The 17183-nt window shown below is 65.3% G+C and carries 12 protein-coding genes; 7 read left to right on the forward strand and 5 right to left on the reverse strand.

The genetic code is table 11. From position 1 onward, the window contains the following. Positions 1-107 precede the first annotated feature (107 nt). Positions 108-1451 carry an aminodeoxychorismate synthase component I gene (gene pabB, locus ACCC94_RS18665; RefSeq protein WP_413350993.1) on the reverse strand — a complete coding sequence of 448 codons (1344 nt, stop codon included), beginning with the start codon at positions 1449-1451 and terminating at the stop codon, positions 108-110. 162 nt (positions 1452-1613) lie between these two features. Here pabB and ACCC94_RS18670 point away from each other — a divergent pair, with 162 nt between their 5' ends. The 7 genes from ACCC94_RS18670 to ACCC94_RS18700 all read left to right on the forward strand — a co-directional run bounded on the left by ACCC94_RS18670 (position 1614) and on the right by ACCC94_RS18700 (position 12448). After that, complete coding sequence (locus ACCC94_RS18670; RefSeq protein WP_413350994.1) at positions 1614-4322, forward strand: LuxR C-terminal-related transcriptional regulator; 2709 nt, start codon at positions 1614-1616, stop codon at positions 4320-4322. Position 4323: 1 nt separating this feature from the next. Then, positions 4324-7047: a LuxR C-terminal-related transcriptional regulator gene (locus ACCC94_RS18675; RefSeq protein WP_413350995.1), complete on the forward strand. Its 2724-nt coding sequence runs from the start codon at positions 4324-4326 to the stop codon at positions 7045-7047. Positions 7048-7278: 231 nt separating this feature from the next. Continuing rightward, entirely contained in the window at positions 7279-7734 is a 456-nt protein-coding gene (locus ACCC94_RS18680; protein ID WP_017516894.1) for a DUF6160 family protein, read from the forward strand. Between the two features lie 90 nt (positions 7735-7824). Then, positions 7825-8586, forward strand: coding sequence for a C39 family peptidase (locus ACCC94_RS18685; protein WP_236174481.1), 762 nt, complete (start codon positions 7825-7827; stop codon positions 8584-8586). 48 nt (positions 8587-8634) lie between these two features. Next, positions 8635-9639, forward strand: a complete 1005-nt coding sequence (locus ACCC94_RS18690; protein WP_413350996.1) for a transporter — start codon at positions 8635-8637, stop codon at positions 9637-9639. An 18-nt stretch (positions 9640-9657) separates the two neighbouring features. Then, positions 9658-11256, forward strand: a complete 1599-nt coding sequence (locus ACCC94_RS18695; RefSeq protein ID WP_413350997.1) for an outer membrane protein transport protein — start codon at positions 9658-9660, stop codon at positions 11254-11256. A gap of 10 nt (positions 11257-11266) precedes the next feature. Further along, complete coding sequence (locus tag ACCC94_RS18700) at positions 11267-12448, forward strand: MalM family protein (RefSeq protein WP_413350998.1); 1182 nt, start codon at positions 11267-11269, stop codon at positions 12446-12448. 476 nt (positions 12449-12924) lie between these two features. On the opposite strand, the gene ACCC94_RS18705 is transcribed toward ACCC94_RS18700, so the two are convergent. The 4 genes from ACCC94_RS18705 to ACCC94_RS18720 all read right to left on the reverse strand — a co-directional run bounded on the left by ACCC94_RS18705 (position 12925) and on the right by ACCC94_RS18720 (position 17166). Further along, positions 12925-13911 (reverse strand): alpha-L-glutamate ligase-like protein, encoded by a 987-nt coding sequence (locus ACCC94_RS18705; protein WP_024765708.1) that lies wholly within the window; start codon positions 13909-13911, stop codon positions 12925-12927. A 3-nt stretch (positions 13912-13914) separates the two neighbouring features. Continuing rightward, positions 13915-15447, reverse strand: coding sequence for an inactive transglutaminase family protein (locus tag ACCC94_RS18710; protein ID WP_413350999.1), 1533 nt, complete (start codon positions 15445-15447; stop codon positions 13915-13917). Between the two features lie 4 nt (positions 15448-15451). Next, entirely contained in the window at positions 15452-15994 is a 543-nt protein-coding gene (locus ACCC94_RS18715) for an ATP-dependent zinc protease (RefSeq protein WP_413351000.1), read from the reverse strand. Positions 15995-16272: 278 nt separating this feature from the next. Beyond that, positions 16273-17166: a DUF2950 domain-containing protein gene (locus ACCC94_RS18720; protein WP_413351001.1), complete on the reverse strand. Its 894-nt coding sequence runs from the start codon at positions 17164-17166 to the stop codon at positions 16273-16275. Between the last annotated feature and the right edge of the window lie 17 nt (positions 17167-17183).

Consider the following 17183-nt stretch of genomic DNA (forward strand, 5'->3'; position numbering starts at 1 on the left):
GGGGGTGGGAGTTGTTTATAATCGACTGGCGCTTGCCGGCTACCCCCCAAACACCGATGTGGGCGGGAAATCTGTTCGCGAGCAAGCTCGCTCCTACAGGATTCCTGTTAGAGGCCTTCCAGTGTCCGCAGCAGCACGCCCACCTTGGTCAGCGATTCCTCGTATTCCTCCTCCCAGTTGGAGTCGGCGACGATGCCGCCGCCGGCCCAGCAACTCGCCTGGCCGTCCTTCACCAGCACGGTGCGGATGGCGATGGAGCTGTCCATCTCGCCGCGCACGTCGAGGTAGAGCAGGCTGCCGCAGTAGATGCTGCGCCGGGTCGGCTCCAGTTCGTCGATGATCTGCATGGCGCGGACCTTCGGTGCGCCGGTGATGGAGCCGCCGGGGAAGCTGCCTTCGAGCAGGTCCAGCGCGTCCTTGTCGTCCGCCAGGTCGCCACGCACGCTGCTGACCAGGTGGTGGACGTTGGGGTAGGTCTCCACGGCGAACAGTTCGGGCACGCGCACGCTGCCGGGGCGGCAGCTGCGGCCCAGGTCGTTGCGCAGCAGGTCGACGATCATCAGGTTTTCAGCGCGGTCCTTCTCGCTGGCGAGCAGCGCATCGGCGTTGGCCTGGTCAGTCTCGGGCGTGTCGCCGCGCGGGCGCGTGCCCTTGATCGGACGGGTTTCCACCTGTCTGCCATGAAGCTGGATGAATCGCTCCGGCGACAGGCTGAGGACGGCGCCTTCAGGCAATGCCAGATACCCGGCAAACGGCGTAGGACAGGCTTCGCGCAGGGCGCGGTAGGCCAGCCAGGGCGATCCGCTGCAGGGCGCGCGGAAGCGCTGGGTGTAGTTCACCTGGTAGCAGTCGCCGGCGAGGATGTAGCCGTGCACACGCTCCAGCGCCTCGCGGTACTGCTCGCGGCCCAGGTCCGGGCGGAACGGGGCGGCCAGCCGGAAGGGCGGCAGCGCTTGGTCATCCCCAGCGCTTTCGAACAGCGCTATCAGGCGCTCCCGCTCGCTGGTTGCCAATGACGGGTGGAAAACCAGCTGGCTGCTGCGCTCCTCGTGGTCGGTCACCAGCGCCCAGCCGTACAGACCCAGGCGAGCGTCGGGCAGGGCGAGATCGTCGAGGTTCGGCTCGGGCAGGCGCTCGATGCGGCGGCCGAAGTCATAACCGAGATAGCCGATCATTCCGCCGACGAATGGCAACTGGCGATTGTCCGGCACCTTGGCCTCGCCCAGGCTCTGCAGGGCGGCTCGCGCGCGGGCAAAGAAACTCTTGGCCGATTCGTCGGCGGTCGGTGCCAGTTCTGCCAATGGCCAGGCGCTCAGAAGGTCATAGCGTCCACGTGTGGCAATGGGTCGACCGGCGTCCAGGAGTACGGCGCCGGGTGCGCGGTGGATCAGGGAGAAGCGTTCGCCCGGGTCTTCCTGGTAGGGAAGCGGGTGCAGGAAACAGTCAGGCATGGGTGACAGCGTGCAGGTAAATGAGGTGATCAGGTCGGCTGAAGGGTCGATCCTAGAGCTATTTCTTCAGTTTACGTAGGAAAAGCATTCTGATAAGAAGTGTCGAATCCCACGCGGACAGTGCTCCGTACCAACAACGATAATGACATAGGGATACAGGCCGTGGATGTAGTGCTCGAACCCGCAGCCGGCAGCCTTCTGCGCTCCAGATTAACACCCCCTCGGGTGCCTGCTGATTATTTGATTCGTCCCGAGGTCCAGAATGCCCTGGACCGACATCCTTATGCCTCGGTTCTGTCGTTCACCGCGCCCGCCGGTTTCGGCAAGACCACCGCGTTGGCGGCGCTGGCCGGCAGGCGTGCGAGCGAAGGCCACAAGGTCGCCTGGCTTTCCCTGGAGAGCGGCGACGACGACCCCGGCCGGTTCTGCCTGAAACTCATCCAGGCCCTGGCCACCGCGGTGCCGGGCACCGGCGAGGACGCACTGGGTTACGTGCGCAATACGATGCGCGTGCCGGTGGTCGCGGTCATGGAAAGCCTGCTGATGGATCTTTCCCGCGACGAGCGCAAGGTCCTGCTGGTACTCGACGACCTGCATGAGATCACCCATTCCGACATCTTCGCCGGCCTCAACCGCCTGGTGCAGTACGCGCCGCCCGGCCTCACCCTGGCCATCGGCAGCCGTTCCCAGCCGCCGCTGAACCTCGCCACCTGGCGCGCCAAGGGCCTGTTGCTGGAGATAGGCCAGGACGAGTTGCGCCTGTCCCGCGAGGAAACCCGCGAATACCTGGCGCGCGACGGCCTGCAACTCGAAGATAGCTGCCTGCAGTCGCTGCACAACCAGACCGAAGGTTGGATGGCGGGGGTCCACCTGGTCAGCCTGTGGCTGCGCCAGCAGCCGGGAGCACCGGAAGATCTCAAGCTGCTCAGCAGCGACAAGGCGGCGGTGGGTGATTACCTGCTGCGGGCGGTGTTCGAGCGCCTGCCGGTCGACGTGCAGGACGCGCTGCTGTCCCTGGGCATCGCCAATCGCCTGAATGGCGACCTGGCCAACACCCTGGCCGGTCGCCAGGACGGCCAGGCGCTGTTGGAGCACCTGGACAGCATGCAGTTGTTCCTCCTGCCGCTGGACCGCGACCGCCAGTGGTACCGCTTCCACCAGCTGTTCGCCGATTTCCTCCGTGCGCGCCTGCGCGAGCGCGACCCGGAGCGCTTCAAGCAACTGCATTTCAATGCCAGCCTGTGGTTCACCAACCACCACATGCCGACCCTGGCCATCGAGCACGCCTGCCTCGCCGAGGACCCGGAGATGCTCGCTGCGCTGGTGGACGGCTGCGGCCTGGAATTGATCAACCGGGGCCAGCTCTACCTGATCTCGCGCTGGCGCAAGCACGTGCCGGACGAGATCGCCGAGCGCTACCCGATCCTCGTACTCAGCGACGTCTGGACCCGCGCCACCGAGCTCAGCCTGCCCGACGCCAACCGCATGATCGACGAACTGCTGGCGCGCTGGGGCGACTCCCGCGGCAGCGGCCCGATGGGCAACCAGTACCTCTCCGCGCTGGCGGTGAAAGCCGTGCTGGCGCTGCAGAAGGACGACCTCGAACAGTGCATCACCCTGGCGCGCAAGGTGGAGAGCCAGCTGGGACAGAACTCGGCGTTCCTCGAAGGCGCGATCCTGCTGATCGGCGCCTTCGCCCAGGTCATCCGCGGCCAGGCGGAACAGGCGCGGCGCCTGATGGGGCTGGCGCAACAGCGCAATCACTTCCTCGATGGCCGCTACCTGCACATGCAGCAGTGCACCATCGAGGTGGTGCTGGCGCTGGAGCAGGGCCAGGTGAAACAGGCGCAGATGCTCATCGAGCGAGTGCGCGAACAGGCCATGCCGCTGTTCGACAAGCGCTCCCAGGCCCTGGCGCTGCCGGCCATCGCCGAAGCGCTGACCGCCTACTACCGCACCGAACTGGACGGCCTGGAAGAGCGCCTGCGCTGGGCGCTGGGCCGGGTAGACGTGGTCAACCCCATCGATCTGTACGCCCAGGGCATGCAGTGCCTGGCGCGCATCCAGCGCCTGCAGGGGCGCGGCAAGGAGGCGCTGGCCACCTTGGGGCTGATGCAGACCCTGGCCTCGCGCAACCAGTCGTGGCGCTTCTTCGCCATGGCGGTGGGCGAGGAGATCAACCTGATCCTCCAGGAAACCGCCACCGACCGCTGCAAGCGTGCCGAGCAGCGGCTCAAGGCGATCGACTGGACGAAGCTCGCCAGCCACTACAAGCAGATGCCGTTCAACCCGGTGCTCTGGGTCCAGGGCATCAGCCGCGTGCGCCTGCTCCAGGCGCGCGGGCACTTCAGCGAGGCGCTGCACGAGATAACCCAGCTGCGCGGCATGCTGCAGCCGGGGTGGCACGGTCTGCAAAGGCTGCGCCTCGATCTGCTGGCGGCCCTGAGCTACCAGCGCCTGGGCTATCAGGAACGCTCCCACAGCCTGCTCGGCCAATGCCTGGTCGGCGCCGAGCGGGAAGGGGTGCGGAGCATCTTCATCGAGGAAGGCGAGGGGATTCGCCAATTGCTCCAGCAGTTGGAGTCCACCGAGCGACAACCCGCGCTGCAGGTCTTCATTCGCGGAATGCTGACCGTCTGGCCGGGGCAGGAAGCACGCCGGTCGCCCGAGGTGCTGGAGGAAGGTCTGACCGACCGCGAGCGCGAAGTGGTATGCCTGGCGGCCCAGGGACTCTCCAACGAGGAGATCGGCCAGCAGCTGTCGCTGGCCCTGGGCACCGTCAAATGGCACCTGCACAACATCTACGAGAAGCTCAAGGTGCGCAATCGGACCCAAGCGATACGCCGTGCCCGCGAGCTGAGTCTGCTCTGACATGACGACCCTGACCACACTGCCGCAGCAGCCACTGCCGCTGCTGCGCACCAAGCTGTTCCCGCCGCGCGCCGACAGCGATTCACTGCTGCCGCGTCGCGCCCTGATCGACCGCCTGTACGCCAACCGCCAGCAGCGCGTGCTGATCCTCAGCGCACCGGCCGGCTTCGGCAAGAGCACCATCCTCAGCCTGTTCCGCCAGCGCCTGGCGGAGAGCGGCGCGCGGGTCGCCTGGATGTCCTGCGACGAGGGCGACAGTGAGCCGCAGCGCCTGGTGCAATACCTGGTGGCGAGCATCCGCAGCGTCGAGGCGGACTTCGGCGCCAACACCTCGAACCTGCTGCAGTCGGACATGACCCTGCCGCTGGAAGGCATCATCGACGCCTTCCTCTCCGACCTGCGTCGCCTCGACGGGCCGCTCTACCTGCTGCTCGACGACTTCCACCAGATCCGCCACCCGGCGCTGGCCCACGGTGCGCGCTACCTGATCGAGCACCTGCCGGACAACATCCGCCTGGTCACCAGTACCCGCTATCGCCCGCGCTTCCTGGTGGACGAACCGGGCCTGGCGCCCTGGGCCTTCTGCCTGAGCGGCGACGACCTGCGCCTGACCCGCGAGGAAACCGACACTTTCCTCACCGGGCTCAAGGGCCTGGCCCTGAGCGACAGCGAGCTCAAGCTGCTGCACAAACGCACCGAGGGCTGGATCACGGCGCTGCATCTCGCCGCCCTCGCGCTGGCGCGCAACCCGGACCGCGCGGCGCTGCTCAAGGGGCTTTCCGGCACCGAACGCGACCTCGCCGACTACCTCGCCGAGGACGTGCTGCGCAGCCTGCCCGAACCGCTGCAGCAGTTCCTCGACCAGACCTCGGTGCTCGACGAGTTCTGCGCCGAACTGTGCAACGCCCTGACCGGGCGCCGCGATGGCCTGGACATGCTGATGCGGCTGCAGAACGAGCAGCTGTTCATCATCCCGCTGGACGACCAGCGCGAATGGTTCCGTTACCACCACCTGTTCGCCGAATTCCTCCAGGGCCGCCTGGCGCGCAATTCCGATCCGACGCCGTTGCTGCATGCCGCCGCGCGCTGGTGCGAAGGGCGCGACATGGCCGACCGTGCGATCAAGTACGCGCTGCGTGCCCGTGACTATGCCTTCGCTGCTGACCTGCTGGAGCGCCAGGGTGCCAAGCTGATCGCCGGAAACCGCGTCTACGGCATCCTCGGCATGCTCAGCAGCATTCCTGCCGAAGTGATCCGCGAGCATCCGGTGTTCCAGATCTTCTATGCCTGGCAGCTGGCCTTCGAGCAGAAGTTCGCCGAGGCCGAGGCGCTGATCGAAGAACTCAGCGTCCGGCTGCTGCAGGGACAGGGCAAGGTGCGCCACTTCGGCATGGCCGAGCTCCTTGCGGTGGCCCAGGTGTTGAAAGCGCTGGTGCTGCTCTACCAGGACAAGCTGGAAGCCTGTCTGAAGGTGGCGCGCCAGTGGCTGGCGCTGGTGCCGGGCAACCAGCCGGTGTTCCGCGCCAGCCTGTCGTGCATCCAGGCAGCGGCCTATGCGCTGCTGGGCGATTACGCCGAAGCAGCCAATGCCATCGGTGTCGCCCGCGATTGCCTGCGCATGGCCGACAGCGAATACCTGCAGGTCGTCGTCAGCATGATCGAGGCGCTGATCTGCAAGGAGCGCGGCGAGCTGGAGCGCGGGCGGACCATCGCCGAGAGCGCGCGCAGCCGTGTGGAGCGGGTTTTCGGCCGGCGCAGCCGGGTCGGCGGGCCGTTGTCGCTGGCTTACGCGGACCTGCTGTACGAGCAGGATCGCCACGCGGCGATCCTCGCCGAACTGCCGCTGGCGACCACCTGGCGCGACGTCGCCACCCCGGTGGAACTCATCAGCCGTGGCCAGCTGGTGATGGCCAAGGCGCGATTCTTCGCCGGCGAGGCCGAACAAGGGTTGGCCCAGCTCGACGAATGGCTGGTGGGGCTGCAATCGCCGGGCTACGAGCGGGTACATGCGCTGGCCATGAGCTGCAAGGTGCAGTTGCTGCTGTGGATGCGCCGGCCCAACGAGGCCGAGCGCGTGTGCCTGCAACTGGCGCGGCACCTGGACGGATTGAACGCCGAACGCTATGCCGATGCCCACGCGGCGCTGGTGATGGCCGAGGCGCGCCTGGCGCTTTCCGAGCGCCACGCCGAACGTGCGCAGCAGCGTCTGGAATCGTGCCTGGCGGGCTTTACCTCGCCCTATCAGCGCGACCGGCGGTTGCGTCTTTCGCTGTTACTTTCTGTGGCGTATTGGCAGAAAGGTAACAGCGAAAAAGCCTTCGCCTTGTTCGCCCCCACCCTCGAGGAAGCCTGGAACCTGGGCTATCGGCGCCTGTTCCAGGACGACGCCTTGTGGCTGCTGCCGCTCTGGGAAGCCTGGAAGGGTGCCGAGCCCAAGCGCGCCTCGGCCTGGCAGGGGGTGGCGGAAATCCTTCGCGAGCAGTGCCGCAGGCTCTCCGTCGATCCGGAGAGTTTCGATGAAAATCAAGATGTTAGCCATCGCGAGCGGGAGATCCTGCGGCTCGTCGCGGCCGGCTTGTCGAACCGCGACATCGCCCAGGCGGTGCATCTGTCGGAGGCCACCATCAAGTGGCATCTGCACAACCTGTTCGCCAAGCTCGGCGTGCGTAGTCGGACCCAGGCGGTACTCAAGGGGAAAAGTCTGGGATTGTTGAGCGAAGCTTGAGTCAGACGGTTGGTTTTGCGCCATCCCTTGGATGGGCTGGCAGGTTCACGGCGGGTCAGTAGCTTGGAGATCAGGACGCGAAGCTTCGTGCTTCACGAATCCATGCCCGCGGCGCCTAAGGAAGAAGTCGGGGGTCTGGAAGATCGGCAGCAGCCGGTCAACCTGCAGCGGGGTAGGACGCCCCTTGCAGTGCCTGGGGCAACCCCACCTGAACACTGGAGAGTTATAACAATGAAAATCAAGCAACTGGTTCTTGCAAGCGCAGTTCTGGCCGCTCCGTTCCTGGCACATGCCGACATGAAATCCATGGATGACGCTGCACTGTCCGGTATCACCGGCCAGGATGGCATCAGCATTTCCGGTACCTTCAACGCCTCCATCGGCGCTGTCACCTACAAGGACGCCGACACCAACGGCGGTTCCCTGGTCCTGCAGGGTATCCACCTGCCGAGCGTGACCATCGCCGACAACGCCCCGATGACCGTCGACGTGGTGAAAACCAACATCACTCCGGTCGGCGGCGGCACCGCCGTTGCCACCGAGCAACTGGCCATCGGCCTGCCCACCGTGACCGGCGACGTGACCATCGACGCGGTCAAGGTCGGCACCGGCGGCGCGAGCATCGGCTCGCTGACCGTTTCCAACCTGAACCTGGCCGGTTCGACCGTGAAGGTCTGGGGTCACTGATCCCGAAGGTTGCAGCGCAGTACCCCTTGCCGGCGCCTGCCGGCGAGGGTCTTCCAGGAATGACTTCCAGAATTTGAAGCGAGGGGTGGGATGTTCGAGATTCTGCTGGGAAGCCTGCTGGGCCTGTTCGGTTTCACCCAGGCCGTGGACACCAAGCCGCAACAGCAGGGCACAGTGAATATCTCGCAGCCGCTCACGCCCAACGGACCCTTCCGCGAGTCGGTCCAGCTCGAGCCGATGAGCCAGGTGCAGTTCCGCAACGTCATCCGCCAGGCCTACGACTACAGCTGCGGCTCGGCGGCGCTGACCACGCTGCTGGACTATTACCTGGGCCGCAACCTGGAAGAGCGTCAGGTCATGGAAGGCCTGATCAAGTACGGCGAGGCCGACAAGATCGTCCAGCGCCGTGGGTTCTCGCTTCTGGACATGAAGCGTTATGCCGCCGCACTCGGCTACAAGAGTGGCGGCTTCCGTGCCGAGTTCTCCGACCTGGACTCGCTCGAACACCCGGCGCTGGTGCCGATCCACTATGCCGGCTTCAAGCATTTCGTCGTGGTCCGCGACGTCTACAACGACCACGTCTTCGTTGCCGATCCTGCCTTGGGCAACATCAGTTTCACCCGCGCCCGTTTCGAGGAAATCTGGGACCAGAACGTGCTCTTCGTCATCTACCCCAGCGGCCAGGAGCCGAAAAACGCCCTGGAGCTGCGCGAGGCCGACCTGCGCCTGGTGGACGACCGGACCGTCAGCCTGCTGGCATTCCGCGAGTTCCCGGAGATGAGCAAGATCACCCAGAACCAGATTGGCGAAGCCGCCACCAACGGAGATGTGCAGTACATCCGGCGCAAGTGACCGCCCGATCGGCCCAGACGAATAAGAACAAGACCAGGGGATAGCAACATGGATTTCAAGGGGTTTGCGTGCGTTGCCGCTCTGGCCTTGCTGGCAAGTACCAGCACCTTCGCCGAAGAAGCGACAACCGAAGACGCGCGTGACGCGCTGGCCAAGAAGGACACCGATGCCGACAGCGCCAAGGCGCTGGAGCAGGTATTCCAGGCCGCCGAGAAGAGCTACACCCTGCTCAAGAAGGGCGAGCGCCAGCTGACCTACGGCTTCGACTACACCCTGATGCGCGACACGCGCCTGCAGGCCGTGCGCAGTGGCGAGAATGTCTACAGTGTGCTGGCCCAGAGCGAGGCGCAGCATACCTTCACCAACTCCTTCACGTTCGACTACGGCATCTGGGACAACCTGACCTTCAGCATGCGCCTGCCGTTCGTGGCCAAGTACGACACCGAGCGCGACATCCACGCCTACAGCCTGGGCGACGTCTCCGCGACCCTGCGCTGGCAGCCCTGGGCCGCGCGGCGCGGTCGGCCGGTCACCACGCTCTATGCGACCCTCGGCCTGCCCACCGGCGACAGCCCGTACAAGGGCAACGTGCAGGACGACGTGTCCACCGGCAACGGCTTCTACAGCCTGGGCGCCGGCGCCAACATGTCCTACGTGATCGACCCGGTCGTGCTCTACGGCTCGCTGGGTTACACCTACAACATGCAGGTCGACGACATCCACCAGAACCAGTATGGCGAGGAGCTGGAGAAGGTGGTGCCGGGCGACACCGTCAACTTCGCCATGGGCATGGCCTACGCGTTGTCCTACGACGTCTCCCTGGCCACCTCCTACCAGATGGCCTACTCGTTCAAGAACAAGTACTACTTCAACGACCGCACGGTCGAGGCGCCCGAGCAGACCAGCGCGATCATGAACTTCTCGCTCGGCCTGCGAACATCGCCGGACTACATCGTCAACGTGAACGCCGGTTTCGGTCTGACCGAAGACTCGCCGGATGTACTGCTGGGGGTTTCCCTTCCCCTGGATATCCAAGGCCTCAAAGCCCAGTAACCGACGAGCGACCACCACATGACTATGCGCATTTCGCCCCTCGCGGTGGCGATGGCAGGGGTAGGGTTTGGCTGGGCGACGTTCGCCAATGCCCAGCTCGCCAACGACCTGACCATCGGCAACCCCAAGGCCATGGCCATGGCCAACGCGGTCACGGCCGACTCCACCGGCATCGACGCGGTGCACTACAACCCCGCCGCCCTGACCAAGCTCAAGGGCCGCCAGACCCAGCTCAAGCTGATCACCGGGGTGATGGACATCCGCGCCGGCTTCAAGGCGCCGTCGGACTATGGCTCCTCCGCCTTCGGCCTGGACGACGATCCGGTGGCCGGCGAGAACAGCCGTACCCTGACCCCGACCATGTACCTGCCGGGCCTGGGCGGCATGACCGACATGCCGTTGCTGGTTGCGCCGCTGGCGGGCCTGTCGATCAATCCGCCGGGCTCCAAGTTCACCTTCGCCACCAACGTCTACGCGCCCCAGGCGCTGGGCTATTCGCGCGACTCCGACAGCGATCCGGCGCGCTACGAAGGCCGCCGCGTCTCGCTGCAGCGCATCACCTACTTCTCGCCCTCGGTGGGCTACGAGGTCAACGACGACCTGTCGGTGGGCCTGAGCATCGGCTTCTCCCACCAGGCCATGGCGCTGGATACCGACTTCCGCAACCCGGGCCTGCTCACCGGCCTGCTGCAGACCCTGCACGACACCACCTGCGTGCCCGGCGCCCAGGAAATCGTCGAGCTGGTGTTCAACGTCTGCGGCGGGCGCATCGGCCCCTACGACTCGCTGGCGAACCTCAAGCTGGACATGCAGCAGAGCCTGTCGCCCAGCTTCAACCTGGGGGTGCTCTGGGAGCCCTACGACTGGCTGGCCTGGGGGGCGACCTACCAGAGCGAGTCGCGCATGCACCTCAAGGGCAAGTACCGCGTCGACTACACCAAGGACTGGCAGGGCTTCTGGTCCGGCATGCAGAACTCGATCTTCGGCGCCTTCCTCAGCCCGTTGTTCCCCTACGGCAACGCCGAGGAAGAGCACGGCGTGGCAACGCTGAACATGGTCAACCCGGACAGCTTCTCCACCGGCATCAAGGTGCGTCCGTTCGACAAGTGGCAGTTCAACTTCGACCTGAAGTGGACCGACTACAGCGACTGGAACAACCTGGAAATCGAGTTCGACAAGGAGCTCGACCTGCTGCGCATCGCCAAGAACTTCGCGCCCAATGGCGCCACCGACCACAGCATCATCCTCGACCGTGGCTACCAGGATACCTGGAGCTACGCCATGGGTGTGCAGTACGACGTCAACGACCGCCTGCAGCTGCGCGCCGGCTACGAGTACCGCCCCTCGGCGATTCCCAAGGACAAGGCCGACGCCCTGGTGCCCATCGGCGATGCCGACCTCTACGGCCTGGGCCTGGGCTACCAGTGGGACAAGGACACGGTGATCGACCTGGGCTTCAACTACTTCGTCTCCAAGCAGAACATCAAGGCGGGCACCAGCTGCAACCTCAACTGCACCGGCATCGACAACCTGGTCTACAACCCCTATGCCGGCCTCGATGTCAGCACCACGGTGAAGGCCTACGTCTTCGCCATGACCTACCGCACCACTTTCTGAGGGCATCGACATGAACAGGCTGACCCTCCTGCTTTCCTGCATCGCCACCGTCGGCCTGAGCGCTTCGGCGCAGGCCGCCAGCGGCCGCTACCTGTCGTGGATCGACGACAGCGGCCAGGTGCACAACACCTTCGTCGACGCCAACTACGCCCAGCAGCAACGCCAGGCGGACAAGCGCATCGACCAGAGCGACCGCGCGCGGCTGATCGACCTCAGCGCCACCCAGTGGCCGGGCAGCCGGCCGGCAGGGGAGAGCAAGCGCCGCTACTTCACCTGGGTCGACGCCCAGGGCAACCTGCAGAACAGCTTCTACGCCGCCGGCCAGGTTGCGCCCGGCCGCGCCGACTATGTGCTGCCCAACGGCGATCACTCTTCCGAATACATCGACGCGGAGTCCTACGAGGACCGCGGCTTCGTCCGTAGCGAGAACGGCAACCCGTACTTCACCTGGGTGGACGACAAGGGCCAGGTACGCAACTCGCCGATCACCGCCGAGCAGCGTGGCGAAATGTTCCGTCGGGGCGAGCAGGGCGGCAGCAATATCGCCTTCACCGAAGGCCGTCAGATCGACCTCAAGACGCGCCCGAACAATCTGCCGGGGCTCGACGGCGCGGGCGAACAGACCGACGCCATGAAGGCGCTGCTCAAGGGCAGCGGCAAGACCCTGGACGACCTCTACGTCGACCTGCAGCGGCGCTGCTGCGACCAGATGGGCGATGGCGACTTCACCGAGCTGTCCTCCGACGAGCCGCGCTACGAGGAGCTGAACAAGTTCTCGCCGAGCTTCGACTTTCCCATGGGCAAGAGCTACTTCGTCGCGATGAAGCTGCCCAGCTCCCAGCGCGTCTATGGCCTGCGCGTGCGCAGCTTCGCCAACCACCAGGTGGTCTATCCGTCCCTGTTGTTCCTGGACGAGCACAAGCGCCCGACCCGTCTGGTGAGCGACGCGGTGTACAAGCTCAACCCGGAGACCTGGTACCGCTACGCCTTCATCGAAGGCACGGTGCCGGTGCGCGCCAATCAGGGCGAGCGCTACGTGCTGCTGCTCACCACCGACGAGGACCGCAGCCTGCAGACCCTCGACAACAAGCCCTACAAGCGCCCGCTGGAAGACCTGGCGGTGAACGAGGCGGGGATGAAGGTGCGTGAGCACGGCGATCAGGGCGGGTTCGAACTGGCAGTGGTGCGCTGATCCCTTCGCGCCAGATTTCTTGTAGGAGCGAGCTTGCTCGCGAACCGCCCAACACCTGTGTGACCTGGGAATCCGTTCGCGAGCAAGCTCGCTCCTACAGGTCTGCGCCAGGGCTCGGCTTTCGCAGGAGCAATTGTCTTCTTCTGATAGTTCGTGGCTTGGATTTGCCCTCTCCCTAACCCTCTCCCTGAAGGGAGAGGGGACTGGTTAGCTGCCGGCTGAAACCACAGTGTCAGCCGGCTCAGATAGCCCCCTCTCCCTTCGGAGCGGGGCGCGCAGCCAGGGCGGGGGAGAGGGCCTGCCCCGGCGCGATATTTCAGGTAGGAGCGGACCTTCTCCGCGAAATCCCCCGCGACGTCATCGACAGGGGCCGGTGACGACGGTTCCTGCTGCCAACCTACAGGCGCATCTCCGTGAAAATCGATGGGCATGAAAAAGCCCGGCATTCGCCGGGCTTTTTCATGGGGCAGGGCGCGTCAGACTTCCTTCGGGTGCACGTGGCCGAAGAGCTGCTGGGAGAAGCGCACGCGTTCTTCCACGGTCTCCTTCACGCCCTTGGCTTCCAGCTCGGCGATATGCGCCTCGACAGCGTGGGTGCGCAGGGTCAGGCCGCAGTCGTTGGCGATCTGGATGTTCAGGCCGGGGCGGGCGTTGAGCTCGAGGATCAGCGGGCCCTTGTCCTGGTCCAGCACCATGTCCACGCCGATGTAGCCCAGGCCGCACAGCTCGTAGCAGCCGGCGGCGAGCTTCATGAAACCGTCCCAGTTGGGCAGTTGCACGCCGTCCACCGCGTTGGTGGTGTCCGGGTGCTTGCTGATCTTGTTGTTCAGCCAGGTGCCGCGCAGGGTCAGGCCGGTGGCCAGGTCCACACCTACGCCGATGGCGCCCTGGTGCAGGTTGGCCTTGCCGTTGGACTGGCGGGTCGGCAGGCGCAGCATCGCCATCACCGGGTAGCCCATCAGCACGATGATGCGGATGTCCGGCACGCCTTCGTAGCTGATGCTCTTGAAGATCTGGTCCGGGGTCACGCGGTACTCGATCAGCGCGCGGTCGCGGTGGCCGCCCAGGGAGTACAGGCCGGTGAGGATGCTCGACAGCTGGTGCTCGATTTCCTCATGGCTGATGATCCGCCCGGAGACCGTCTTGTAGCGCTCCTCGAAGCGGTCGGCGATCACCAGGATGCCGTCGCCGCCAGCGCCCTGCGCTGGCTTGATGACGAAGTCGCTGCGCTCGCCGATGATCTCCGGCAGCCGCTCGATCTCCTTCTCGGTGGAGATGATCCCGTACATTTCCGGTACGTGGATGCCCGCCTCGATGGCGCGCTGCTTGGTGATGATCTTGTCGTCGACGATCGGGTACAGGTGCCGCTGGTTGTACTTGAGCACGTAGTCCGCGTTGCGTCGGTTGATGCCCATGATGCCTTTGGCTTCCAGGGCTTTCCATCGCTTGATCAGGCCGAACATGGCTTAGTCCTTGAGAAAGGCTTTGAAGCGGAACAGTTCGGTCAGGCGGTAACCGCGGTAGCGACCCATCGCCAGCATGAACGACACCAGGATCAGCAGTACGGCCGGGAAGGTGAACACGAAGTACACCAGCTCCGGGACGCGCATCAGGATGTGCGCCAGGGCGGCGGCGAACAGGGTGCCGATGGCGGCCTTCATGGCGTGGGCGGCGCCGCGCTCTTCCCAGGTGATCGACAGGCGTTCGATGCTCATGGTCAGGATCACCATCGGGAACAGGGCGACCGACAGGCCGCTCTCGAAGCCGAGCTTGTGGCTGAGCAGGCTGATGGCGGCGATCATGACCACCACGAAGGTGAGCACCACCGACAGGCGCGGCAGCATCTGCAATTTCAGGTGTTCCAGGTACGAACGTAGCGACAGGCCCAGCGCGGTGATCACCGTGAACAGGCCGATACCCCACTGCAGGCCGGTCTCGCGGAAGGCGAGGGCGATCAGCACCGGGGTGAAGGTACCCAGGGTCTGCAGGCCGATCAGGTTGCGCAGCACCAGGATCACCAGCACGCCGAAGGGGATCATGATCATGATCTGGAAGGTCTGCTGGGTGGACAGCGGCAGGCCGTACAGCGAGTACTCGAGGAAGGCCGCGTCGGTGTTCTCGTCCGACAGCTTGGCCAGGCGGATGGCGTTCATCTCGCTGCTGTTGAGGCTGAAGCTGACCTGGGCCTTCTTGCCACCTTCGATGGACAGCAGGCTCTCGTCGCCCAGCCACCAGATCAGGCGGTCGGCGGGCAGCCCGCGCTCGCCGGTTTCCGGGTTGAAGTACAGCCATTCCTTGCCGTTGTAGCTGCGCAGCCAGAGCTCGGGCTGCTGCGGCTGGTTGGCGACGAGGCGGATAGTGTGTACGCGCTCAAGCGGCACGTGGGCCACGGCCAGCAGGGTTTCGACCACGTGGGAGCGCTTGTCCAGGCTGGTGTCGCCGGCCAGCAGCAGTTTCACGTTATCGTCGTTGAGGTTGTTGGCGCGCTTGATGGCTTCGCTGACGAAGGTCTCGACGTCCGCCGAGTGCTGGCGGATGGGCGCGATCAGGGCCTCGGCGGCGATCTTGTCCGGGCCTTCCAGGGGCAGGCTGTCGCGGAAGATCGGACCCTTCTCCTTGGCCTTCTCGCTGGCGCCGGCATAGCGCTTGGTCAGCACCAGGCGGTAGTAGAGGGTCTGCTGGCCGTTGGCGCGGCGCGACGACCAAGTGACCTTGCGGTTGCCGTCGGAGCGGTTGATGCCCACGCCGTAGTTGTTGGAGACGAAGCTCTCATTGAGGCTGACGTAATCCTGGGTCAGCGGCGGTACGAACATCTGCACCTTCACCGGGGTCTTCGGCGTGGCGACGAACTCGACCTTGGCGTCGATGTTCCACAGGTCGTCGGTCTCGGCCTCGGTCATGGGGATGCCGAGGACGAAGATCTGGTAGGCGGTGATCGCGACGCCCAGCGTCAGCAGGATGGCGATCAGGACCTTCAGATGCAGGGTAAGAGAGCGCATGGGATTACTCGGCAGGTTTCGCTACGGGTTGGCAGCCGGGCTTGCCGGCAGCGTATTTCAGGCTCGGGTCGACCAGCGCGCCGAAGCGCTTGAGCGCGTCGGAGCCGATCAGAAGCGGGTATTGGAAGGCGCTGCGGTCGGTAAGGTTCACTTCGATGGTGCGCAGGGCCTTGCCCATGCACAGCTGAAGCTCGATGACCGGACGCGCGGTATAGGCCTTGCCTTCGTCGGGGTCGTAGTCGCCGTGGCGGCGCTTGATCTTGCTGATGCGCGCCAGGGGTTTCTCGATCGGCTGGCTGTCGGCGGTGTCGGTGGCCAGGTAGAAGCGCACCCAGGTTTCGCCATCGCGCTTGAAGCGCTTGATGTCGCGGGCGCTGAGGGAGGCAGTCTTGGCGCCGGTGTCGAGCTTGGCGGCCAGTTCGATGCCGAGGTCGTTGATCCGGGCGTATTCGTTCAGGCCATAGACAGTCTTGCCGGCAGCGGCGCTGATGCCGGGAAGCAGGAAGAGGCTCAGGAAGAGGAGCAGGGCTGTGGGCTTGAGTCTCATGGGCCTTGATGAGTGGGTGGCCGCAAAGCCTTTGAAGAAATGCCCCGGTCGTCACCCCGTGCTGCCGCGGCATGCCGGCCGGCGGGGCCTGGTGACGCCAGGCAATAGCGCGCCGAATTCTATCATGTGGTTTTTCGCTGGCGACAGTCGGTTGGCACGTTGGCAGGGTATTTGTTTCAGGCTCATGACAGGCCCGCGCTCGCCCGCATGCAGCCGGGCAGCTGCCGGATGTCCTCCGACCCTGTCCGACCGCCGCGCGGTCGGACGGGTTCAGTCGCTCAGTGTTTTTCCTCCTCGGCGGTGACCTCGGTCCAGCTGCTGTCCGGGTCGAAACGGCTCATCTTCTTGGCGATCCTGTCGCTCTCCGGCCCGAGGTTCTTGGAGAAGATCTCGCCGTCGTGACTGATCATGAAGCTCATGACACCGCTGTCGCCATACTTCACCGGCCAGGCGACGAGAGCGAACCCGCGGGTCATCCGGCCGCCGATCAGGTAGTCATAGGCGCCACCGGGGGCCGATGGGCCCTGGGCAGTGAGGATGCGGTAGTGGTAGCCATGCCAGCCGTCGCCGGGCAGTTCGTCGCCGAACAGCGGTCCGAGCGGGCTTTCCTCCCCGCCATCCTCCTCCGGCCAGTACAGCCCGTCGTGGTGCCCGTCGCTGCTGACGAACTTCTGCGCGTACTCGAGTACCCCGTCGCCGTTGCGGTCGACCTCGGCGTAGTCCATCTGCGCGTCGTGGTAGGCCTGCACGGCTTCCAGTGTCGATTCCTCGTTGCGGCCGATGCGGCGGATGCGGATTTCCTCGCCGCCAGCCTTGGCATTGAAGGCCCAGCCGTTCTTCTCGTGGACGATCGGCAGGGGCAGGGTCCAGGGATCGTTGCCGACCACCAGGTGGGCGAGGTGGGGGTTGTCCTTCTCGATCTGGTGCTTGTCCTTGTAGTGGGCGAGGAAGGCGTCCACTTCGTCCCGGTCGATGCCGGCGGTGGGAATGTAGCTTTGCCAGTCCTTGCCCAGTAGCGCCGCGAGGCGCTCGGGGTCGGCCTTTTCGGTACCGAGCGCCGCGATGAAGGCTTCTGCCGCGGCGTCGGGGGTGGGGAAGCTGTCCTGGGCCAGCAGGCTGGCTGGCAGGATGGCGAGGAGGGCGAGCGCCAGCAGGCGCGAGGCGATGGGCATGGCTCGTCTCCTAGCGG

This window comes from Pseudomonas sp. Pseusp97 (genome assembly GCF_047304025.1).
Classification (GTDB): Bacteria; Pseudomonadota; Gammaproteobacteria; order Pseudomonadales; family Pseudomonadaceae; genus Pseudomonas.